General features: G+C 62.7%; 22 protein-coding genes. 16 read left to right on the top strand and 6 right to left on the bottom strand.

Translation table 11 applies throughout. From position 1 onward, the window contains the following. Positions 1–56 precede the first annotated feature (56 nt). From GRX03_RS12695 to GRX03_RS12685, 3 genes are read left to right on the top strand one after another with little or no spacing between them, the layout of a single operon-like run. Entirely contained in the window at positions 57–704 is a 648-nt protein-coding gene (locus GRX03_RS12695; protein WP_159764596.1) for an HVO_0476 family zinc finger protein, read from the top strand. 1 nt (position 705) lies between these two features. Then, a complete protein-coding gene (locus GRX03_RS12690; RefSeq protein WP_159764595.1) occupies positions 706–1329 on the top strand; it encodes a protein-L-isoaspartate(D-aspartate) O-methyltransferase in 624 nt (207 codons plus the stop codon). 41 nt (positions 1330–1370) lie between these two features. Next, positions 1371–2102: a protein-L-isoaspartate O-methyltransferase family protein gene (locus GRX03_RS12685; protein WP_159764594.1), complete on the top strand. Its 732-nt coding sequence runs from the start codon at positions 1371–1373 to the stop codon at positions 2100–2102. Here GRX03_RS12685 and GRX03_RS12680 read toward each other — a convergent pair. From GRX03_RS12680 to GRX03_RS12670, 3 genes are read right to left on the bottom strand one after another with little or no spacing between them, the layout of a single operon-like run. Further along, complete coding sequence (locus GRX03_RS12680) at positions 2099–2542, bottom strand: DUF7382 domain-containing protein (RefSeq protein WP_159764593.1); 444 nt, start codon at positions 2540–2542, stop codon at positions 2099–2101. The genes GRX03_RS12685 and GRX03_RS12680 overlap by 4 nt on opposite strands. 48 nt (positions 2543–2590) lie before the next feature. Beyond that, positions 2591–3220 (bottom strand): DsbA family oxidoreductase, encoded by a 630-nt coding sequence (locus tag GRX03_RS12675; protein ID WP_159764592.1) that lies wholly within the window; start codon positions 3218–3220, stop codon positions 2591–2593. Between the two features lie 47 nt (positions 3221–3267). After that, complete coding sequence (locus tag GRX03_RS12670; protein WP_159764591.1) at positions 3268–4338, bottom strand: PAS domain S-box protein; 1071 nt, start codon at positions 4336–4338, stop codon at positions 3268–3270. Positions 4339–4596: 258 nt separating this feature from the next. Between GRX03_RS12670 and GRX03_RS12665 the strand changes: the two genes are divergently transcribed. The 9 genes from GRX03_RS12665 to GRX03_RS12625 all read left to right on the top strand — a co-directional run bounded on the left by GRX03_RS12665 (position 4597) and on the right by GRX03_RS12625 (position 14536). Next, positions 4597–6882: a nitric-oxide reductase large subunit gene (locus GRX03_RS12665; RefSeq protein WP_159764590.1), complete on the top strand. Its 2286-nt coding sequence runs from the start codon at positions 4597–4599 to the stop codon at positions 6880–6882. A 125-nt stretch (positions 6883–7007) separates the two neighbouring features. Next, complete coding sequence (locus GRX03_RS12660; RefSeq protein ID WP_201289233.1) at positions 7008–7256, top strand: hypothetical protein; 249 nt, start codon at positions 7008–7010, stop codon at positions 7254–7256. Continuing rightward, positions 7249–7452: a hypothetical protein gene (locus GRX03_RS12655; protein ID WP_159764589.1), complete on the top strand. Its 204-nt coding sequence runs from the start codon at positions 7249–7251 to the stop codon at positions 7450–7452. The genes GRX03_RS12660 and GRX03_RS12655 overlap by 8 nt, the downstream gene beginning before the upstream one ends. A gap of 82 nt (positions 7453–7534) precedes the next feature. Beyond that, entirely contained in the window at positions 7535–9145 is a 1611-nt protein-coding gene (locus GRX03_RS12650; RefSeq protein WP_159764588.1) for a long-chain-fatty-acid--CoA ligase, read from the top strand. Positions 9146–9317: 172 nt separating this feature from the next. Further along, positions 9318–10664, top strand: coding sequence for an ABC transporter substrate-binding protein (locus GRX03_RS12645; protein ID WP_159764587.1), 1347 nt, complete (start codon positions 9318–9320; stop codon positions 10662–10664). 2 nt (positions 10665–10666) lie between these two features. Beyond that, positions 10667–11458: an ABC transporter ATP-binding protein gene (locus GRX03_RS12640; protein WP_159764586.1), complete on the top strand. Its 792-nt coding sequence runs from the start codon at positions 10667–10669 to the stop codon at positions 11456–11458. Continuing rightward, positions 11455–12153, top strand: coding sequence for an ABC transporter ATP-binding protein (locus GRX03_RS12635; RefSeq protein WP_159764585.1), 699 nt, complete (start codon positions 11455–11457; stop codon positions 12151–12153). The genes GRX03_RS12640 and GRX03_RS12635 overlap by 4 nt, the downstream gene beginning before the upstream one ends. Then, positions 12150–13178 carry a branched-chain amino acid ABC transporter permease gene (locus GRX03_RS12630; protein WP_233739963.1) on the top strand — a complete coding sequence of 343 codons (1029 nt, stop codon included), beginning with the start codon at positions 12150–12152 and terminating at the stop codon, positions 13176–13178. The genes GRX03_RS12635 and GRX03_RS12630 overlap by 4 nt, the downstream gene beginning before the upstream one ends. Continuing rightward, positions 13175–14536, top strand: a complete 1362-nt coding sequence (locus GRX03_RS12625; RefSeq protein ID WP_159764584.1) for a branched-chain amino acid ABC transporter permease — start codon at positions 13175–13177, stop codon at positions 14534–14536. The genes GRX03_RS12630 and GRX03_RS12625 overlap by 4 nt, the downstream gene beginning before the upstream one ends. Here GRX03_RS12625 and GRX03_RS12620 read toward each other — a convergent pair. Continuing rightward, a complete protein-coding gene (locus tag GRX03_RS12620; protein ID WP_159764583.1) occupies positions 14533–15393 on the bottom strand; it encodes an alpha/beta fold hydrolase in 861 nt (286 codons plus the stop codon). The two genes, GRX03_RS12625 and GRX03_RS12620, sit on opposite strands and share 4 nt — an antisense overlap. Positions 15394–15525: 132 nt before the next feature. Here GRX03_RS12620 and GRX03_RS12615 point away from each other — a divergent pair, with 132 nt between their 5' ends. Beyond that, positions 15526–16236 (top strand): helix-turn-helix domain-containing protein, encoded by a 711-nt coding sequence (locus tag GRX03_RS12615; RefSeq protein WP_368278415.1) that lies wholly within the window; start codon positions 15526–15528, stop codon positions 16234–16236. A 42-nt stretch (positions 16237–16278) separates the two neighbouring features. Beyond that, positions 16279–16437, top strand: a complete 159-nt coding sequence (locus tag GRX03_RS12610) for a hypothetical protein (RefSeq protein WP_159764582.1) — start codon at positions 16279–16281, stop codon at positions 16435–16437. Positions 16438–16445: 8 nt separating this feature from the next. Here the strand turns inward: GRX03_RS12610 and GRX03_RS12605 are convergent, their stop codons facing one another. Beyond that, positions 16446–17255: a DUF502 domain-containing protein gene (locus tag GRX03_RS12605; RefSeq protein WP_159764581.1), complete on the bottom strand. Its 810-nt coding sequence runs from the start codon at positions 17253–17255 to the stop codon at positions 16446–16448. 617 nt (positions 17256–17872) lie between these two features. On the opposite strand from GRX03_RS12605, the gene GRX03_RS12600 reads away from it, so the two are divergent. Beyond that, positions 17873–18709, top strand: a complete 837-nt coding sequence (locus GRX03_RS12600) for a bacteriorhodopsin (RefSeq protein ID WP_159764580.1) — start codon at positions 17873–17875, stop codon at positions 18707–18709. Between the two features lie 351 nt (positions 18710–19060). After that, complete coding sequence (locus tag GRX03_RS12595; RefSeq protein ID WP_159764579.1) at positions 19061–19822, top strand: hypothetical protein; 762 nt, start codon at positions 19061–19063, stop codon at positions 19820–19822. Here the strand turns inward: GRX03_RS12595 and GRX03_RS12590 are convergent, their stop codons facing one another. Continuing rightward, positions 19823–20572, bottom strand: coding sequence for an NAD(+)/NADH kinase (locus GRX03_RS12590; RefSeq protein WP_159764578.1), 750 nt, complete (start codon positions 20570–20572; stop codon positions 19823–19825). It lies immediately after the preceding gene. Positions 20573–20625 lie beyond the last annotated feature (53 nt).

Here is a 20625-nt window from a genome sequence, read left to right as displayed (position 1 = left end):
CGACTGTGGCTCGAACAACACCGACGGCTTTTGTACCGGTGTATCCAACTGTTCGTATGGACCAACCCACAGAGCGCGTCGCACTCGCCTGTCCGGCCTGTTCGCCGGACGCCGAGACCGTCCACGAGGTGCTCTCCCCCGGCGGTCAGGCGACGATCCGCTGTACGGAGTGTGACCACGTGCACAAAGAACAGTTACCCGAGGAACAGACGATGACGAAAGATGTCGTCGTCTCGCAGGACGGCGAATCGTTCTCGGCCTCGACCGAAGCGCCGGTCGACGAGACCATCGCCACCGGAGAGGAGTTCCTCCTCGAAACCGACGAGGCGATTCTCACCGTCCGGATCACGAGCCTCGAACTGGCCGAGGGACGGACCGACGAGGCCACCGTCGAAGACGTTCGGACCATCTGGACCCGAGCGGTCGGGAACGTGAAAGTCAACGTGACGGCCCACCCGAAATCCGGCGAACACGACGAGACCCGCAGTTTCTCGCTGCAGGTGCCCGGCGATTACGAGTTCGTCGTCGACGAGACCGAGGAACTCGGCGGCGAGGAGTTCACCGTCGAAGGTATCTACCTCCGGGACGACGCCACCGGATACGAGCACGAGAAGTTGGATTTCGAGGGGGATATGGCGGTCGCGAAAGACATCAAACGGCTCTACGTCCGCGACGAGTCGACCTCCGCGTGGTCGGCGTGGTAGTATGGACTACGAGCAGGCCCGCGACCGACTCGTCGCGGACCTCGTCGAGCGAGCGGATCTGAGCGAGCAAACCGCCGACGCGATGCGTGCCGTCCCGCGCCACGAGTTCGTCCCGGAGTCTCGCCGGAGTGACGCCTACGAGGATCGGCCGCTGCCGATTGGAAACGGCCAGACGATCAGCGCCCCACACATGGTCGGGGTGATGCTCGATCTACTCGCCCCCGACCCGGGTGATCGAATCCTCGAAATCGGAACCGGCTGTGGCTATCACGCCGCCGTGACGGCCGAAGTCGTCGGCCCGGAGGAGGTCTTCAGTGTCGAGTACTACGACGACCTCGCAGCGCGGGCCCGGGAGACGCTCGATAGGCTGGGATACGGTGAGATCAGCGTCAGGGCCGGCGACGGTCGCGACGGGTGGGCTGACCACGCTCCGTACGACGCCGCCTACCTCACCTGTGCGGGCGAATCGTTCCCGCCGGCACTCGTTGAGCAGGTCCGTCCCGGCGGTGTCGTGCTCGGACCGATCGACGACGGCCGACAGCGACTCGTCCGGGGCGTCGTCGGTGAGGACGGTCTGCGTGACCGCGAGGGTCACGGCTACGTGCGGTTCGTTCCCCTGCAGTAGCCGAGCGGTCCATTCATTACTGCTCGGCACAAGGAGAGCACATGGACCCTGCGGTACTCCGCGACGACATGGTCGACAGCCTGGTCCACCCCAGTAAAGGGTGTGTCCAGAGCGACGCCGTTGCAGGCGCGATGCGGACTGTTCCTCGGGACGTCTTCGTCGAAGACGAGCGCGGGGCGTACGCGGACCGGCCGTTCGAGCGGCTGGGAACCCGCGTCTTGGCCCCGAGCACGGCCGGCCGACTGCTCGAAGCGCTCGCTCCCAGGCCCGGAGACTCCGTGCTCGTCGTCGGCGCCGGTGTCGGTTACACGACCGCAGTGCTCGCGGAGATTGCGGGCGGCCGACACGTCCAGGCCGTCGATATCAACCGCCAACTCGTCTACGAAGCCCGCGATAATCTCTCCGAAGCCGGCTACGCGGAGGTGTTGGTCGACTGCCGCGACGGTGCCGACGGGCTGCCTGAATACGCCCCTTACGACCGGATCCTCCTCGAAGCCGCCGCTGTCAGCCCGCCGGACGCACTTCGCGACCAACTCACCGAGGACGGACGGTTGGTCATGCCGCTCGGCACCACACAGCAGTCGATCTCCGTCGTCGACTCCGACGGCGATGTCGAGCGGCTGGGTAGCTGTGCGTTCGATCCGATGCTCGTCGAGGGCGAGCAGGCCAACACCGTCGAGCGCAACCGGACCCACCGCGAGGACCGCGAGTTCGCCGAGCGGGATGCCCGACGCCGGAAAGGGTGGGAACTGGACTGGATCGACTGGGATTAGTTCTCGACGACGAGAATCCCGGTGTTCTCCTGCTTGTCGATGTACTCGCCCTGCGGCGGTTGGATCTTCAGTTCGATCCGGCCGTCCTCCTGGTTGGGCCGTAGCTCCGGATCGATAGTCAACTGTGCGGTACCGTCCCCGTCCGTCTCCGCGCGCGCGAGCGAGTCCAACTGTGCCGTATCGCTCCGTGCGATGACCGTGGCATCCTCGATTGGTTCGTTATCCGGGCTGACGACGGTGACGTTGACAGTCTGATTCCCCTCGTCGATCACGTCGGGGTCCGGCTTCGTGTCTAACTCCGTCTCGTTCAACGAACTGAAGCCGCCGACGACGCTCATCATGACACCGAGACACGCGACCCCGACGACGAGTGCGATGACGAGGCGAATCGGTAATCCTTCGATTGCCCGTTCGTCCTGCCAGAGTGTGCGACCTGACATACGGGCGTTGGCCCGACGGTCGTATATAAACTCTCGGCCGGATCGCGGTCAGTTCCCTTCGATCAGTCGACGCAACTGCTCCGGAGGCACGGCGCCGCGGGCCGCGTGCTCGCCGTAGACGAACGTCGGGACGCCGGTGATACGCTGCTTCTGTGCCGCCTCGAAGGCGGATTCCAGCCGCTGTGCGCTCGATTCGTCGTTCAGCGTTTCGGAGACGACTTCCGGGGGCACGTCGGCCGCTTCGGCGAGGTCTTCGAGAACGTCCTGGCGGCCGATATCTCGGTCGTCTTCCCACAGCGCGTCGAAGACACTCCGGTGGAACTGCTCGAACTGTTCCGGGTGCTCCTCGCGGACCCGGTAGGCGACTCGCTGCGCGTCGTAGGAGTCGACGTTCTTCTTCAGTGGTTCGTCCATCTCGACGCCGTACTCGTCGGCGAGTCGCTCGACGTTCTGTTTGGCCTGTTCGTAGTACTCCTCGTCTTTGCCGTTGTCGACGGAGTGGTCGATCGTTCCGTCGGGGCGGCGCTGTCGGCTCCTGAGATCGAACGGATGCCAGTCCGTCGGAACCGGTTGCTCGCGCTGGTCCTGGTACTGGTCGAGCGACTCGTAGCCGAGATAGCAGAACGGACAGACGTAATCCGCGTAGACGACGACGGCGTCGGTTGCCTGTTGACTCATACGACCGAATAGGAGTCGGCGAAGGAAAGTCTCGTCGTTCTTCGGAGTCAGGCCCGTTCCAGTTCGAGCACGAACACCGCGCCGTCGTTTCGGTCCTCCGGATCCTCCACCCAGATCTCGCCGCCGTAACCGGTTACAATCTCTCGCACGAGATACAGCCCGATACCTGTCCCCTCGCTTTCGAGCCCTTTCTCCTCTTTGCCGAAGATTGTCTCCTTCTGTGAGTCCGGAACACCGGGGCCGTTATCTCGGACTCGGACGAGCACGGTGTCGCCGTCCTCCTCCGCCGTGATCCGTACCTCTGGTTGTTCCTTGTCGTTGTGCTGGACGGCGTTTTTCAGGAGGTTTCTGAACACTGTATTGAGCATCTCGTCTGCGAGTACCGAGAGTTCCGTCAGGGACTGATCGACGGTGAACGTCGCGTCCGCGTGCGCGGGCTGAATTTCGGAGATTTCGCTGTCGATCACGCTCTTCAGCGGGACGGGTTCGAGTTCGACCTCCGAGCGGAGGATCACGTCCGTCAGATCCCGCGCAGTGATCGTCAGTTCGGCGGCCTGTTCGTTGCTCTCTTTCAGCCGTTCGAGGTGTTTCTGTCCCGCCTCGTCGACGTGCTCTTCGAGCAGTTCGGCGTACGTCGAGACGACCTGCAGGTCGTTTCGGATGTCGTGGCGGACGACCTGATTGAGCAGTTCCAGGTCGTCTCGCTGGGACTTGAGCTTCTGTTCGGTCTCCTTTCGCTCGGTGATGTTTCGGCTGGTCGTGATGTACCCGTCGATCGGGCTGTCCGGGTCCGGAACCGTCCCGGTAGTCGCCAGCCAGATCCACTCCCCGTTCTTCTGTTCCAGCCGGAACTCGACCTCTTCCTCGACGTCGTCACCGTTGGAGAGCGCCCGGAAGGCGTCGGTCACCCGCTCCCGGTCGTCAGGATGAATGTAATCGAGGATGTTCTCCCCGAGAAGTTCCTTGCGCGACCAGCCTTTGACGTGTTCCGAATTTGGGGACTGATACAGCACCGTGCCGTCCTCGTCGACGACCGAGATGATGTCCGATGTCTCCTCGATGAGTGTCCGGTACTGCTCGGCACTGAGTTCGGTCAGTCCCCGACTCTCCTCGCTCATGCTGCTTACAATTCGGGGTATGTACTGAGCGGTTAAGTATTCTCACCGTTCGTACTTAATGCGCGCTCGGGAAGATATTCGCCACGCTCGTTCTCTGTGTCGAACGGCGTATACTCGTATAACACCCCGACGGCGACTGGACGGCTGGACGTTCGATCGCGACGACGGGATTTAGATTATAGTTTATCAATCTAAATTAATTCTCAAAATCTTAGAAACTGGACGCGGGTTATATCCCCGTATCGAGAACCCCCGAGTATGAAGCTTCGTCGCAAGAGAATCGCACAGGTGATCGCGGTCGTATTCGTGTTCAATCTCATCGTGATGGGTGGCGGCGCGTGGTTCGCCTACCAGGAGTCGCCTCCGATACCGGACCGTGCCGTCGGACCGGACGGTGAGACGGTCATGACCGGCGAAGACATCCGCGACGGCAAAGAACAGTTTCAGAAAGACGGCCTGATGAACCACGGCTCCATCCTGGGCAACGGCGCGTACTACGGCGTCGATTACACCTCCGACGCCCTGTCGTTGAAAACCGAGTACATGCGCGAGTACTACGCACAGCGCGAGTACAACGCGTCGTTCGCTCAACTCGACTCGGAGCAACAGGCGGCTATCTCCGAACGTGTCAAAAACGACCTCGACAGGAGCTACGACGGCGGTCCGATCGAGTACACCGCGGCGGAGGTCTACGCCCACGAACAGGTCCGCCAGGAGTACGTCAACCGGTACCACGAAGGTGACCACCAGCGGGGCGTCCCGGAGGGGATGATCGACAGCGAGGCGGACGCCAGACGGTTCGCGGACTTTGCGATGTGGACCGCGTGGTTCTCCCACACCGACCGACCCGACGGGGAGAGTTCCTACACCAACGAGTGGCCGTACAACCCCGCCGCCGGTAACGACGCGACGGGGCCGGTGATGATCTGGAGCGTAATCGCGATGGTGCTGCTGGTCGCCGCCGCGGGCGGCGGCATCTGGCTGTACCGTTCGGTCGAACTTCCGGAGCCGTCCTCGGAGGGCATCTCCGTTCCGGATCCGGGAGACGTCGAGATCGTCCCCAGCCAGCGGGCCGCGCTCCGGTTCGTCCCCGTCGCCGCGGGATTGTTCCTCGCGCAGGTGTTCCTCGGCGGTCTGCTCGCACACTTTTACATCGAGCGGGCCGGCTTCTTCGGAATCGAGGAACTGTTCGGCACCCATATCCTCCAGTTGCTCCCGTTCGCCATGGCGAAGACGTGGCACATCGATCTGGGGATCCTCTGGATCGCGGCCACGTGGCTGGGTGCGGGGCTGTTCCTCCCGCCGCTTCTGACGGGTCACGAACCGAAGCGGCAGTCGACGTACGTCAACGTCCTCCTCGGCGCTTTGGTCGTCGTCGCCGTCGGTGGACTCGGTGGCATCTGGCTCGGTTCCAACGGCTTCTTCGAGAGTGAACTCTGGTGGATTCTCGGCAACGAGGGGCTGGAGTACCTCGAAGTCGGCAAACTCTGGCAGTTCGGCCTGCTCGTCGGCTTCGGCCTGTGGGCCTGGCTGGCGGTCCGCGGGCTCAAGCCGCTTTTGGACCGCGAGCCCATCTTCGGCCTGGCACACATGATTCTCTACGCCGGCGGGTCGATTGCATTGCTGTTCACCGCCGGATTCCTGTTCACGCCCGAGACCAACATCGCCGTGACGGAGTTCTGGCGCTGGTGGGTCGTCCACATGTGGGTCGAGGGCGCCTTCGAGTTCTTCATCGTCGCCATCGTCGGGGTGACGCTGGTCTCGATGAATCTGCTCCGTCGCCAGAGCGCGGAGAAGGCGGTCATGCTGCAGGCGCTTTTGGTGATGGGAACCGGCGTCATCGGCGTCTCCCACCACTACTGGTGGGTCGGGATGCCCGACGTGTGGATCCCGATCGGGAGCGTCTTCTCGACGCTCGAACTGCTGCCGCTGGTCTTTATCCTCTACGAAGCGCTGGGGCAGTACACCGCGATGACCGAGGAAGGCGGGTTCCCCTACAAGATCCCGTTCATGTTCATCGTCGCCAGCGGTGTCTGGAACTTCGTCGGGGCGGGCGTGCTCGGCTTTTTCATCAACCTCCCGATCATCAACTACTACGAACACGGCACCTACCTCACGGTCGGGCACGCCCACGCCGCGATGTTCGGAGCCTTCGGCTTCCTCGCGCTGGGGATGGTCGCGTACATGCTCCAGCTGGCCATCGAACCCGAGCAGTGGGACGGCTCCTGGCTGCGGGCGGCCTTCTGGTGCTGGAACGTCGGGCTGGCGCTGATGGTGTTCGTCTCCGTCCTCCCGGTCGGGTTCCTCCAACTGGAGGCGGCGTTCACCGAGGGGTACGCGGCCGCTCGCAGTCTGGCCTTCTACGAACAGGGGATCGTACAGACGCTGTTCTGGGCGCGGCTTCCCGGTGACACGCTCATCATCCTCGGGACGGTCATCTACGCCGCGGATATCGTCCGCAAGCGCTCGGTCCTCCGCTCGACGGAACCCGATCCGACGACCGAGGACATGGCCGTCGCAGAAGGGGTGCTCGACGACGACTGAACCCGGCCGGTCCGGAGTAGGTTCCCGCACTGACGAGCAGTTTCCCGGATAATCAAAAACAGGCGTTTCAGACGCGTTTGTGACCGATTCCGGGGGTTTATCCCTGTAGGAAACACTACCTAATCGTGACGAACAAGCTACTGGAGTCGTTCCGGCCGTTCGGCGTTCGGTCACTTATTACGCACGCTATCATGGCCATCACGTTGGTGGGTGCGCTCCTGTCGGCGCTGGTTCTAGAGGGGGAACTCGGTCAGGTGTCATTCGTCGCCTTCGTGAACTTCACGGCGGGCATGTGGATCTGCCAGTCGATTCACGCTCTCGGAAATCCGCAGTACGAGGGAGTCCTCAGCGTGGTGAGAAACCGTGGTGACTGACGCAATCGAGTTCGGACGCCTGGGCCGGTTGCTGGCACTGATCGCGTTCGTCACTGCGCTGTTCGTGCTCACGGCCGCGGAAACGCTCGACGGCCGGATCCTCCAGATCGGCGTGTTCGCCATCGGTACGATCTCGGCGATCACCGGTCTGATCGGTGTGCTGATCGCGGCCAGCGTCGCGTACGACCACCCCTGAGACCCGGCCCCGGGAGGCGGGCCGACCCCGCGTACATATATTAACCTGTAGTTTGATAAGACGACAGGTAGAAAGAGACGCTATGCACAAGCCACTGCTTGTCACGGAGTTTCTCGACCGTGCGCGAGACCACTACGGGGACGAGGAAGCGGTCGTCGCGACGACGGGGGAACGGTACAGCTACGAGGAACTCGGCGAGCGTGCCGACGGCTTCGCTGCTGCCCTGCAGGATCGGGGGATCGAGAAGGGGGACCGCGTCGCCGTGCTGGATCCGAACACGCACTACCACCTCGAAGCGGCCTTCGGAGCGATGCAGGCCGGGGCCGTCCACACGCCGCTGAACTATCGACTGACGCCCGACGACTTCTCGTACATCCTCGAAGATGCCGGCGTGGACGCGATCTACGCGGATTACGACTTCGCCGAGAAGATCGAGGCGATCCGCGACGAGGTTCCGACGGAGACGTTCATCACGAACGACGCGGCGGCCGTCGACGGCGACTGGGAGTCCTTCGACGAGATCGTCGACAACGGCGGCGAGTACGACCGCCCGGAGATGAGCGAAGACGAGATCATCACGATCAACTACACCTCCGGAACGACCGGCGATCCGAAGGGAGTCTGTCGAACCCACCGGGCCGAGACGATTCACGCCTATCTCACTACGGTCCACCAGGAGATCAGCGACGACGACGTCTACCTCTGGACGCTGCCGATGTTCCACGTCAACGGCTGGGGACACATCTACGCCGTCACCGGCATGGGTGCGAAGCACATCTGCACGCGCGGTGTGGAGGCCGAGGAGATATTCGAGGCCGTCCAGACCGAGGACGTCTCCTATATGTGCGGTGCGCCGACCGTGCTGAACATGCTCATCGACTACTACGACGAGCACGAACCGGAGACGACCGGCAACAACGACGTTCGGATCGCCACCGCAGGCGCCGCCCCACCGGAGGCGACGATCCGAACGGTCGAGGAAGAGTTCGGCTGGTATCTGAAACACGTCTACGGCGCGACTGAAACCGGACCGCTGATTACCACCTCCGACGCCCGCCGGTTCTTCGAGGACGACAGCAGCGACCGGTTCCGCGTGAAGAAACGCCAGGGCTTCGGCTATCTGGGCACCGAAATCCGCGTCGTCGACGAGGACGGCAACGACGTGCCCCGGGACGACGAGACCATCGGTGAGGTCGTCGTCAGAGGCAACCAGGTGATGGAGAAGTACTGGAACAAACCCGAGGCGACCGAGGAGGCGTTCAACGACCGCGCCGAGGGCTATTACCACCTCGGGGACCTCGCCACGGTCGACGAGAACGGGATGATCTCGATTCAGGACCGCAAGAAGGATATCATCATCTCCGGGGGCGAGAACATCTCCAGCATCGAACTCGAAGACACCCTCTTCGAGCACGAGGCCGTCAACGACGTCGCCGTCATCCCCGCACCGGACGACGAGTGGGGCGAGACGCCCAAGGCCTTCGTCGTTCCCGCGAACGGCGATCCGGAGGACCCGCCGGTCTCGGCGGAGGAGCTGACGGAGTTCACCCGCGAGAATCTGGCGAACTACAAGACAGTCCGGCGGATCGAGTACGTCGAGGATCTTCCCACGACCGCGACCGGAAAGGTCCAGAAGTTCGAGTTGCGCGAGCAGGAGTGGGAGGACGAAGACCGGATGGTCGGCGAAGGATAGCGAGAAGGACTCCGAGACCCGCCGGCCCGGACGGTCGACACTGACAGCCGTCTACTCATCTCTCGATCAGCCGCCCTGAAGGCCGTATTCGTGAACGGCCACCCGTCTCTCATCGAATTTAACATGTTAACATCCCGGTTTTCATGGTCTGACACTGTAGTCTTATCCAGTCATGGGATCCAATCTCACGAGACGACAGCTACTCGGAACGATGGGGACGACAGGTGCGCTCGCACTCGCCGGCTGTGCCGTCGGTGACGACGAGGGACTGAGCGGGGCGCTCAGTATCGGCGTCCTGCAGGACTTTTCGGGCCCGCTCCCGCAGTACGGCGCGCAGGGGACCGCCGGCTTCTACAACGGACTCGCACAGAAAGCCGGAACCGATCCGCTCGGCGAGGAGAGCGTCGACGCGGGGGAGTACTCGTACTCCGTCGGAGACATCGATGTCGAACTGCTCGTTCGGGACACGCAGTTCAACCCACAGGAGGCACAGTCTCTCGCGGAGGACCTGACGACCGAAAGCGAAGTCGACCTGCTGTTCGGCGTGGGGAACTCCGGGGGCGCACAGCGTGTCATCACGCAGGTCGTCGACCGCTCGGACGTGCCCTACATCATGGGACCGGCGGCCTCGGCGGGGCTGACGGCGAACGAAGAGACCTGCCGCGAACAGGTGTTCCGGGCGAACGAGAACACCGCGATGGACGCCCGCAGCGGCGGCGTCTACATCGCCGACTCGACGGATGTCGAGCGGATGGCGCTGTTCGGCGCAGACGACACCTTCGGGCAGTCGGTCATCAACAACTACCGGACCGTTTTAGAGAACCGCGGCGTCGAAATCGTGCTCGAACGGTCGGTTGCGAGCGGCCAGCAGGAGTGGCAGGGGCTACTCGAAACGGCCGAAAACGCGGGCGCACAGGGGATGGTCGGTGGGTTCACCGCCTCGACGCTGCCGTTTTTCGCCACCGAGTTCCTCACCGGTGATTACGACATGCAACTGTTCGGCGGCTTCGCCTCCCGAGTCACCCTCAGTATCGTCGGCGATACGCTCAGAGACGTGCTCGGGGACAACTTCACGAACGAGGGGCTCGCGAACGCCGACTTCGGGCCGTTCACGACCCGATACCACTGGAACCAGTACGACAACGAGATCAACGACGCCTTTATCGACCGCCACACCAGCGCCTACGGCGTCGTGCCGGACCTGTTCACCGGCGGCGCGTTCACGGCCGCTTCGGCGACGATCCAGGCCGTCCAAGAGGAAGGCGAGATCTCCCGCGACGCTATCGTCTCGGGACTGCGCGGCATGACCGTCGAGGAGACCCCGAAAGGCGAGAACGCCTACACCTTCCAGGAGTACAACAACCAGGCGCGCTCGCCGATGACCGTCGCGAACGTCGAAGTGACGCCCGACGATCAGGAGAACTGGCCGGCCGCGATCCAGCCCAGCGAGCCGATCGAGACGGTCCCGGCCGACGACGTGACGATCCCGGCCAGCGAAATGAGCTGTGACCTGTCATAACGATGCTTCGCACGACCGGACTCACGAAACGGTTCGGCGGGATCACTGCCACCGATCACGTCGATTTCGAACTCGGTGAGGAACTGACCTCGCTGATCGGGCCGAACGGGGCCGGGAAGACGACGTTTTTCAATCTCCTCACCGGGGCGCTGACGCCCTCGGAGGGAACCGTCGAGTTCGAGCGCGACGGCCAGTGGATCGACATCACCGACGCCGAGCCACAGGAGACTGCCCAACTCGGCATCCACCGTTCGTTTCAGATCACGAATATCTTCCCGACGAGTACGGTCCTCGAGAACGTCCGCGTGGCCGCACAGGCACACGGCGAGAACTCGCTGCGGCTCTGGCGCAACGTCAACGCCTTCGAGGAACACTACGAGGAGGCCCGCCGGATTCTCGAACGGGTCGGGCTGGACGGCCAGGAGCAGGTCACCGCGGAGAACCTCAGCCACGGCGAGAAACGCCAACTCGAAGTCGCAATCGCCCTGGCGGGCGATCCGGACGTGTTGCTGTTAGACGAGCCAAACGCCGGCGTCTCGTCGGAGAACGTCGACGACATCAAGGCGCTGATCGAGGACGTCGCGACCGACCACGCTGTCCTGCTGGTCGAGCACAATATGGACATCGTCATGGATGTCTCCGAGCGGGTCGTCGTTCTCAATCAGGGCGCGATCATCGCCGACGACGTGCCCGAGAACGTCCGGGGCGATCCCGACGTACAGGAAGCGTATCTCGGCGGCTACGAGGCTGGTGATCTCGAACGACAGGCGGCGACAGACGGGGGGATCGTATGACGCTGCTCGACGTCTCTGACATCCACACCTACTACGGCGAGAGTCACATCCTCGAGGGAGTCTCTCTGGAGATCGACGAGGGCGAAGTCGTCGCGCTGCTCGGGCGCAACGGTGTCGGGAAGACGACGACGATGCGGTCGATCCTCCAGCTAACGCCGCCGGTCGAGGGGACGATCACCTTCGACGGCGAGGAACTCGTCGGCAAGGACACCTACGAGGTGGCCGAGGCCGGTATCGGCTGGATTCCCGAGGAACGCCGGATGTTCACCCGGCTGAGCGTCGAAGAGAACATTCGGGCCGCGGTGCCGGACAGCCAGCGTGTGCCGGAGGCGCTGGAGACGGCCTACGAGACGTTCCCGATTCTCAAGGAGCGCTCCGACCAGCGCGCCGGTGATCTCTCAGGCGGCCAACAACAGATGCTCGCAATCGCTCGCGGACTGGTCGGTGACAACGACCTGTTGCTCGTCGACGAACCCAGCGAGGGACTGGCTCCGCAGATCGTCACCGACGTGGGGCGGGCGCTGATGGACGCCGCCGAGGAGATTCCCATCCTGCTCGTCGAGCAGAAACTCGGCCTCGCGCTGGATCTGGCTGACCGGTTCTACGTCATGGACCACGGCCAGATCATCGACGAGGGCGAGACGAGCGCGGTTTCGACCGACGACGAACGACTCAGGAGGTATCTCTCGGCATGATCCCGACAGTCGATCCGCTGTTCGTCGGTGATGTGCTCGACCTGCTGACCTCGCCGGGGGACGTTTCGAGCGTCCTGATCGAGGGATTCGCCAAGGCGAGTCTCTACCTGATGATCGCCAGCGGCCTGACGCTGATCTTCGGGCTGATGGATGTCATCAACTTCGCCCACGGTGCCTTCACGATGTACGGGGCGTACATCGCCGCGGGGCTGATGTTAGGACTGGTCACCGCCAGCATGGGGTGGGCGACGGTGATGCTCGTCTTCCTGTTCGTGCTCGTCGTCGTCTTCGCGCTGCTGGCGGCGCTGGGAACCATCTTCGAGGTGACGCTGGTCAGAAAGCTCTACGAGTACCCGCCGATCTACCAGATACTGCTCACCTTCGGAATCACGATCACGATGGAACAGTTCATGCGGATGATCGTCGAGTTCCGCGACATCAACAACGGCCAGTGGAATCTCGACTGGGCCTCACCGCGGCGTCAGACACTCCCCTCGGAGTTGGGCGATTCGGAACTGCTGTTCGTCGAGTTCACCAACCTCCAACTGTTCGAGATTCTCCTCGGTGTCCTCACCGCCGTCGGGATCTGGGCCTTCCTCAACAGGACCCGCTACGGGCTGTTCGTGCGCGCGGGCGTCGAGGACGAAGAGATGGCCAAAGCACTCGGCATCAACGTCCAGCGGACCTTTACGGTGGTGTTCGCCGTCGGTTCGGGTATCGCCGGCGCGGCGGGTGTGGTTCTGATGTGGGACCCGCTGTGGAGCGTCAGTGTCCCGCTCGCGCTGGATGTCCTGTTGCCGGCGTTTGTCATCGTGATCGTCGGCGGCCTCGGTTCGTTCAAAGGCACCGTCGTCGCCTCGCTTCTGGTCGGCATGATCGACGCGCTCGGAACGTGGGCGTTCACCACCGGTGTCATCGAGTTCACCGGGCTGGAAGAACTGATGATCTTCAGTATCCTCGTCGTCATGCTGATCCTGCAACCGCGCGGGCTCTTCGGCGTCGAAGGACAGGGTGATCACGGATGAGCGCAGACGCGGCACACCAGTACGAGCCGGATAGCTGGCCCGTCCAGTACCTGCAGGATCACGCGATTCACATCGCCGTCGTCCTGGTATTTCTCGCGTACCCGTTCGCGTACGACGTGCTCGTCGATCTGTTCGCGCTGACGGCGGAGATGATCCTCCCCGAACCGGACACGATGTTGATGGTCTTCGTCCTCGGGCTGTTCGCGATGTCTTTCGATTTCGTCAGCGGCTACACGGGCTATCTCTCCTTCGGTCACGCTGCCTTCTTCGGCATCGGGGCGTACTTCGTCGTCCTGGGGTACAACGGCCAGCTACCGATCGTTCCGGCGGAGTTCCCCTTCCTGGCGCTACTGCTGTTGGGTGCGGTCGTCGCCGCGCTGTTCGCGCTGTTGGTCGGCCTGCTCGCGTTCCGCCTCAGCGGCGTCTACTTCGCGATGATTACGCTCGGTATCACGGAGATTATGTACGTCATCTCACAGCACTGGGATTACCTGACGCCGGGCAACTCCGATCCGGCGACGGGAACGACCGCCGGGGGAGCGAATCTGGCGGACTTCGAGCCGATGATCGGGATTCCCTTCATCGACCCGCTGAACGCGAACGTCCATCCCGGATTCGGAGACACGTCGATTCTCGGCATCGAGTTCGGTGACTCGGTGATCGTCGCCTATCTCCTCGTCGGACTGCTCGTGTTGATCTGCTACTTCCTGATGCAGCGGATCATCCACTCCCCGTTTGGTCGCGTCATGATCGCGATCAGGGAAAACGAGGAGCGCGCGAAGGCAATCGGTTACAACGTCTTCTACTACAAGATTGGCGCGTTCATGATCGCCGCATTCTTCGGCGCTGTCGCGGGCGCGCTACTCATCGTCATCGAGGGGACAGCATCGCCGGACACGACGCTGTTTTTCCTCGTGACGGGGTTTGCGCTGGTGGCGACGATCATCGGCGGACTCGGGACGCTCGCCGGGCCACTCTTCGGCTATATCTTCCTCGAAAGCGTCAACGAGTTCCTCACGCGGGAGGCCAGCGGCGGCGGCCTCCAGCCGTGGCTGCAGGAGGTACTCCCGGAGTCGGTGCTGACCGCGACTATCGGCGGCATCACGGTCGACGGAGCGATGGACGCGTTCATGACCGGCCACGGGGAGTTCTACGCCGGGATCATCTTCGTCGTCTTCGTCCTCTACGTGCCGGTCGGGATGCTCGGGACGCTGCGACTCCGACTCGGCTCCGAGACCGTCGCCAGGTCCGTCTCACGGCGGATCGGCCGGCTCCGTGCCGACGACACGACCGGTGAGGTCGACACCGATCCACCTGCCGAGACCGAGACGGAGGCGGGTGCCGACGAGTCGGATTAGACCGACTCGAAGAGCTCCCGCAGGTGGCCGTTTACCTCCTCGCTGTCCTCGATCATGAACAGGTGTGAGCCGCCGTCGATCCGCTCGAAGCGGCTGTCAGGAATCTTCTCGGCCAACAACTCGCCGTTTTTCACCGGGAGCACGCGGTCGTGGGTGCCGTGGAGGATCAGCGTCGGCAGATCGATCTCGTGTACCCGGTCGCTCGCGTCGAAGTTGACGCCGGCCGCCCCCTGTGACTCGCGGGCCACCTCGCCAGCGTCCTGTTCGATCCGCCAGTCGATGATCTGTTCGATCACCTCGGGGTTGCGCTCGGCGAACTCGTCGTTGATCGCCGGGTCCATCCGATGGCGGATCGTCTCGCGCTCGTCTGCGCCCTCCGGCACGTCGAACATCTGTTCGAGCGTCTCGTCGGGAATCGGGATCGCCTCCTCGCCGCCGTGGGTCGTACAGAGAAGCGACAGCGAGATCGCTCGGTCGTGATCGAGGGCGTACTGCTGTGCGATCATCCCGCCGAGACTCGCGCCGACGACGTGGACCTGTTCGACCCCCGCATCCGCGAGCACCGCGTCGAGGTCGGCCGCCAGTCCCTCCGTCGAGTAGCCGAGTAGCTTCGTGAACAGCAGAACTCGAAGACTCTGTGGGAGTCGACCGACGAGAGGAGGCAGTCCCGCCTCCGAGTCGCCCGTCCCCCGATTGTCCGGAAAGATGAGATCGTACGCCTCGAAGGCACGGTGCTGCCAGTGCCAGGACCACCGACCGACTCCTAACCCCTGGACGAACACCACTGGCGGGGCGTCTGTCGCACCGTCGTCGTACTCGTAGTACAACTGGACGCCATCACGCTGGACAGTTGGCATAGCAACACCTGGGAGCCGTCGGTACTAAAACCCACGTGCCACCACTGTACGGCCTGATCTGTCCCAAAAGCGGCGAGTAATGCCAGGATTTATCACGAACAACTACGATAGACTGATCAAGGGGGGTTACCAGTGATCGATATCTCGATGGAGATGGAGCAACAGGATTGTCCATTCATCGATACGACCGCGGATTACGATGTATCGTTCTCGTCGTTTCAGTGGAACTTCGACGGTGGGGACCGCGAACTCGAGACGCGGATGGTCGTCGAAGGCCAGAGCCGGGAAGCTCTGGATAACGCTTTGCAGGCGCTGCAGGATCACCGGAACATGTACAGTTGCACGCTCCGCAAGCGGATGGGGAACACGGCACACATCCGAACCACAATCGACGAGACAGACGCGATGGAGACAATTCGTGAATACGACGGCTACGTGACCGGTCCGTTCCACATCGAGGGGGGCTCGGAGACCTGGCACGTCGGCTTCGATTCCACTCATTCCGCGGACAACACGCTGTCGGATCTCGACCGTAACAACGAGTTTACGATCATCTCCCGGCGTCAGACGGCGCTCGCCGAGATGCAAGAGCTAATCGAGAAACGCGACGCCGCAATCGAACTCCTCCGGGGCAGCCAGAGCCTGACCGCGACCGAGCGGAAGACGATTGCGACGGCGTTCGAGTCCGGCTACTTCCAGTCGCCGCGGGAGACGACGCTGTCGGATCTCGCCGAGGAGTTCGACATCTCCAAGCCCGGAGTCTCGAAGAACCTCCGGCGAGGTCAGCGCAAGATCACCCAGAGTGTGGCTGGTGCGCTCGAACACCTCGACGACCCCGAGTAGCGCCGTCGGCACTGTCAAGTTGCTCGACGCTAACACGGGCGTATGCTCACCTGCCCACAGTGTGGCTATCTGCACGGGAGTACCGACGAGCGCGGACGGCCGGCGGGCCAGTACGACGATTCCATAGACCAGACGGCCGCACAGGAGGACGACGGCTCGTTTTACTGTCCGCGGTGTAACGAGACGGTCACGCCCGAGTGACGACGATATCAGGAGTCGTCGGTCGACCCGTCGGTCCCCTCGGCGGAATCGGCCGATCCGTCGATCTGTTCTGCCGCGTTGACTACCGGGGGTTGTGCGTCCTGTTCGACCTGAAAATCCGAGAGTGCGTCACCGTCTTCCGGCACCATCGACTTGGACCCGAGGCTGACACCGCTGGTTACGATGGCCTGAATCCCCTGCTGGACCGAGATGTCGACATCGACCACTCGCTCGCGGTCGACGCTGATGACGAACCCACCCATGACCGGATTCGGAGCCATCGGCATGAACAGCGTGACCATCTCCTCGTGACCCGCTCCCTCCTCGATGTAATCGGGGGTGTCGGCAGTGACGAACGCGAGCGCGTACGAGTCGTCAGTCGGGTACTCGACGAGTTTGACGTCCTTGAAACTCTGACTCTGGCTATCGAGAAGCAACTCGCTCATCTCGTTGAAACTCGAATAGATCGGTCCGACACCGGGGATGCTGGTCATGAGGTCGTCGAAGGCGTTTTCGACTCGGTCGAAGCTCTTCCATTCGAGAGAGACCAGACCGATCAGCAGAATGAGTCCGACGAGACAGATCAGCACGGTGATCTCGACGAGCCACGTCGGAATGTTCGGTAGCCCGAGCAGGGACTCGACGATGCTGACCAGCGGGTTGATGCGGCTGAAAATGAAATTCGCCACGAATCCGAGAATGATGAGTGTAAGCACGAGCGGCACGATAAGCACCGTTCCGCGGATGAGGCTGGCGCGGACCAAATCACGCAGACGGTTCCGCCGGCTCTTCTTTCCAGCGGCTGTCAGGATCGGCATACCGGGATATGGAAACGACCCAAAGAAAGGATTGCGGTCGTCCTGTCCGGCCCGCGGTTGCGATCATACGTAACCCCGACGACTGTCCATACTAGTCAGGTATATCCACGGTAGATTGTACGGGCTCCCGTCGCGGACCCCATTATGTTAGGATTCGACGGGTGACAGCGTTGTCTCGTGTGTACCACCATACGTATCAGCATGAATAGGCCGATTCCCCGGGTGGACGGTACGCGGAAAAACGACCCTCAAACGCCGGTATACCTGCAAAATCAGGAAGTGCGTTTTTATCATTCTTATCCTAATGAATACGTGTAGAATGAGAGCTGCTGCGAGTGAATCGAGGACACTCGCACATCTCCCGGTCGGTTCGCGCTCGGCTGACAGCCACCCCGCGCCTGACGCCCATCCAGGCGGGCGAACAAGATATCACCTAACACAACAAAAGCCGAAGATACCAGAAAACTATCTGTCAGCGTCTGTGGTAATACCGACCTAAATACGCTTTAGAGGTCAGATAGATCGGTTCCGCTGTAGTTATTAGAGACTTGTATATGATTTCTTATACTGATGCCGTCCAAACTATTATTACATATTATTCCTTAGTGTCGTATGCAATGCATTGGTCTGTAGTCGACGCGTTCGCGAGTACCGTACTATCAGTAGAGTTCGGAACCGGTGCGTTCGGCCACACTCCAGGGAGCGAAGGCGCCTTCCTCTGGATCGGCACGGCCGGGATGTTCCTCGGGATGCTGTACTTCATCGCGACGGGATGGGGTGTCACTGACTCCCGGATGAAGAAGTTCTACATCGTGACGACGATGATCGCCGCCATCGCGTTCAGTAACTACCTCGCGATGGCGACAGGGTTCGGTGTCGTCGACCTGGCGCCGTTGCTCGAAGGCGTCGACGAGAAGCCCATCTACTGGGCCCGGTACACCGACTGGATCCTGACGACGCCGCTGCTGCTGTACGACTTGGCGCTGCTCGCAGGCGCTGATACGGAGGACATCGCGACGCTGATCAGCCTGGACGTGATGATGATCATCACGGGCGTGATCGCGACGCTGGCCGTCTCACCGGTCGACATTCTCGGCCTCGATGCCGACGGCCACCGCGTGCTCTGGTGGGGCGTCAGCACCGGCTTCTTCGTGGTGCTGGTGTACTTCCTGTTCGCCGGCCTCTCGGACAAGGTGTCCCAGCTCGACAGCGAGACCCAGGGCACGTTCAACCTGCTTCGATACCTGATCCTCCTGCTGTGGTCCGCCTACCCCGTCTGGTGGCTCATCGGCAGCGAGGGTCTCGGTGTGGTCGGTCTCACCATCGAGACTGCCGGGTTCGCGGTGCTCGACCTGACTGCGAAGGTCGGGTTCGGTATCATCCTGCTTCGCAGCCACAGCATCCTCGAGTCCAGCGCCGCGCCGAGCGGTGAGGCGACGACGGCCGACGACTGATCCGAACGAACGACTGCGGACGTGACCGGTTGTGGCTTTTTTTTTTGAGTCTGCTCGAGTAGGCTTCGCCCTCTCGATTATTTCCCGAGCGCGACCCGTCTGGATAATAGCATTACGAGGCCCCGATAGAGTCGTTCGTCGAGAAGTGGCTAACGCGACGGGAGTTCACTGGCCGACCTCGCCGTGACTGATTAGTATGAATCGGTCCGGTGTGCCACCGTTCGTGTCGGGGACGCAGACGGACCCCGCTTGGCGGACTGTCCGCGGAGGGGTCAGCCGACGACCTCGCCAGTCGTAGCCTTTTCGAGGCTCCCGGCCAACTACGGGCCGTGTTCATGAGTGTGATGACCGATGGCTGAACGCGACAAGGCACATCTCGAACGCGCCATCGCGGCGCTATCGGACCGGCAGTACGAGCAGGCTGGGGACGCCTACAGCCGTTCCGGCTGGTCGCTGCTGGCCGAACCGCGGGCGGAGCTGAGCCCCTTCGACGAGGACGAGAAAGGCTGGGTGGGCCGTGGGCTCCGCTCGCTGGCCGTCGGCGCAATCGCCTACCGCGTCGCGGGCGAGCAGTCCCGTGCCACGCGCCGCAGTATCGAGGGCGTGGCCGTCGCGAAAGACCTCAGAAACGCGCTGACCGAACCGGCACAGCAGGCCTGTCTTCTGGAGTTCGTCGCTGACTTTCACGTGATCGGTGATCTCAGCGGCGCGACGGAAGCATACGAGACGGCGGCGACGGCCTACCGAGAGGGAGCGATCGACTCCCCACAGACCTGGGGGACGACCCCGCTGTTCGAGGCGGCCGCCGAGCCGATCAAACAGCTCGCTCGCAGCACCGCAAACGGCGAAATCGCAATCGCCTGGGAGGACCTCCACGGCGCGGATCCGGACCAGCCCGGCGAGTTTCTGGCGCACCGAGCGCGGTACAAGCGCTCGCGGCTGCCGAGCCTTCTCGACAGCGTCTGTGAGTCGGGATACTTCGCCGCGCCACGGGGGACCACCGAGTACAACAACGACCAGTACGAGTGCCCCGACTGCGGCAGTCACGACGTGAACTGGACCGGCGACAACGTGCTCTGCATGCGCTGTTCACACCGGATGGAACGCCGGTAATCACTCGATATCGAGCAGTTCGACGGTTCGATCACCGGCCCGGACGGTGACGACCTCCTCCGCGGACAGTTCGTACGGCGCGCTGTCGTCGTCCCGGGTGAGGACGGCACCGGAGGAGCGTTTCGTCGTCAGAAGCTCCAGTTCGACGGTGGCGTCTTCGCTGCACCGGATCATCTCCGGCGTCTCCTCCGGCGTGTGAATGTTGTTGAACGCGATGCCAAGCCCGTCGGTGAACGTCTGTTTCGTGATCGCCTTGAAGTAGCCGGTCGATCCGAAGGGGGTCGCGACGAGGACGGCGTCGCCGATCAGTTCGGGGAATCTCCGGCTGAATCCAACGTCGTCGATCCGCACCGCGAACGTCGCCGCCAGCACGGGCGACTGGTGATGGAGGCTGATCTCGTTCAGCGCGCGAAACTCGTCTGTCAGTTGTTTCCCGTCCCCGCACGCGGTCAACGTTCGAAAACTCCGGGAGGTGAGGGTCGCTCGCCCGTCTTCGAGTCGGGTCAGTTTCCCGAGCAACTCCTCGACATCGAAGGCCGCTCGGTTCCCCTTCGAGGTGCCGGCTCGCACCGGCAGGATCGTCGGGTCGGGGTAGCGTCGCGCCGCGTACAGAATCGTCCCGTCACCACCGATGGTGACGATCACCGCCGAGGGGTCGTACTCCTCGACGACATCGAACCCCTCGGCTCGCAGTTGCTCGCGCCAGTGGCGCTCCCGCTCGTCCTCGTTCGCAATCGGGAAGTACTGCACGTGTCCGAAGCGAGACCCGCCGGAGGCAAATGTGCTTCGTTGCCCGGGTCGCC

This window comes from Halovenus carboxidivorans, assembly GCF_009831575.1.
In the GTDB taxonomy this organism is placed as follows: domain Archaea; phylum Halobacteriota; class Halobacteria; order Halobacteriales; family Haloarculaceae; genus Halovenus; species Halovenus carboxidivorans.
The sequence above is the reverse complement of the archived record's forward strand: the minus strand, read 5'-3'. Positions and strand labels throughout refer to the sequence as shown.

What these genes read in the sequence shown, in the direction of transcription:
- GRX03_RS12695 (WP_159764596.1), top strand. Translation starts at nt 57, where the DNA reads ATGGACCAACCCACAGAGCGCGTCGCACTCGCCTGTCCGGCCTGTTCG.
- GRX03_RS12690 (WP_159764595.1), top strand. Translation starts at nt 706, where the DNA reads ATGGACTACGAGCAGGCCCGCGACCGACTCGTCGCGGACCTCGTCGAG.
- GRX03_RS12685 (WP_159764594.1), top strand. Translation starts at nt 1,371, where the DNA reads ATGGACCCTGCGGTACTCCGCGACGACATGGTCGACAGCCTGGTCCAC.
- GRX03_RS12680 (WP_159764593.1), bottom strand. Translation starts at nt 2,542, where the DNA reads ATGTCAGGTCGCACACTCTGGCAGGACGAACGGGCAATCGAAGGATTA.
- GRX03_RS12675 (WP_159764592.1), bottom strand. Translation starts at nt 3,220, where the DNA reads ATGAGTCAACAGGCAACCGACGCCGTCGTCGTCTACGCGGATTACGTC.
- GRX03_RS12670 (WP_159764591.1), bottom strand. Translation starts at nt 4,338, where the DNA reads ATGAGCGAGGAGAGTCGGGGACTGACCGAACTCAGTGCCGAGCAGTAC.
- GRX03_RS12665 (WP_159764590.1), top strand. Translation starts at nt 4,597, where the DNA reads ATGAAGCTTCGTCGCAAGAGAATCGCACAGGTGATCGCGGTCGTATTC.
- GRX03_RS12650 (WP_159764588.1), top strand. Translation starts at nt 7,535, where the DNA reads ATGCACAAGCCACTGCTTGTCACGGAGTTTCTCGACCGTGCGCGAGAC.
- GRX03_RS12645 (WP_159764587.1), top strand. Translation starts at nt 9,318, where the DNA reads ATGGGATCCAATCTCACGAGACGACAGCTACTCGGAACGATGGGGACG.
- GRX03_RS12640 (WP_159764586.1), top strand. Translation starts at nt 10,667, where the DNA reads ATGCTTCGCACGACCGGACTCACGAAACGGTTCGGCGGGATCACTGCC.
- GRX03_RS12635 (WP_159764585.1), top strand. Translation starts at nt 11,455, where the DNA reads ATGACGCTGCTCGACGTCTCTGACATCCACACCTACTACGGCGAGAGT.
- GRX03_RS12630 (WP_233739963.1), top strand. Translation starts at nt 12,150, where the DNA reads ATGATCCCGACAGTCGATCCGCTGTTCGTCGGTGATGTGCTCGACCTG.
- GRX03_RS12625 (WP_159764584.1), top strand. Translation starts at nt 13,175, where the DNA reads ATGAGCGCAGACGCGGCACACCAGTACGAGCCGGATAGCTGGCCCGTC.
- GRX03_RS12620 (WP_159764583.1), bottom strand. Translation starts at nt 15,393, where the DNA reads ATGCCAACTGTCCAGCGTGATGGCGTCCAGTTGTACTACGAGTACGAC.
- GRX03_RS12610 (WP_159764582.1), top strand. Translation starts at nt 16,279, where the DNA reads ATGCTCACCTGCCCACAGTGTGGCTATCTGCACGGGAGTACCGACGAG.
- GRX03_RS12605 (WP_159764581.1), bottom strand. Translation starts at nt 17,255, where the DNA reads ATGCCGATCCTGACAGCCGCTGGAAAGAAGAGCCGGCGGAACCGTCTG.
- GRX03_RS12600 (WP_159764580.1), top strand. Translation starts at nt 17,873, where the DNA reads ATGCATTGGTCTGTAGTCGACGCGTTCGCGAGTACCGTACTATCAGTA.
- GRX03_RS12595 (WP_159764579.1), top strand. Translation starts at nt 19,061, where the DNA reads ATGGCTGAACGCGACAAGGCACATCTCGAACGCGCCATCGCGGCGCTA.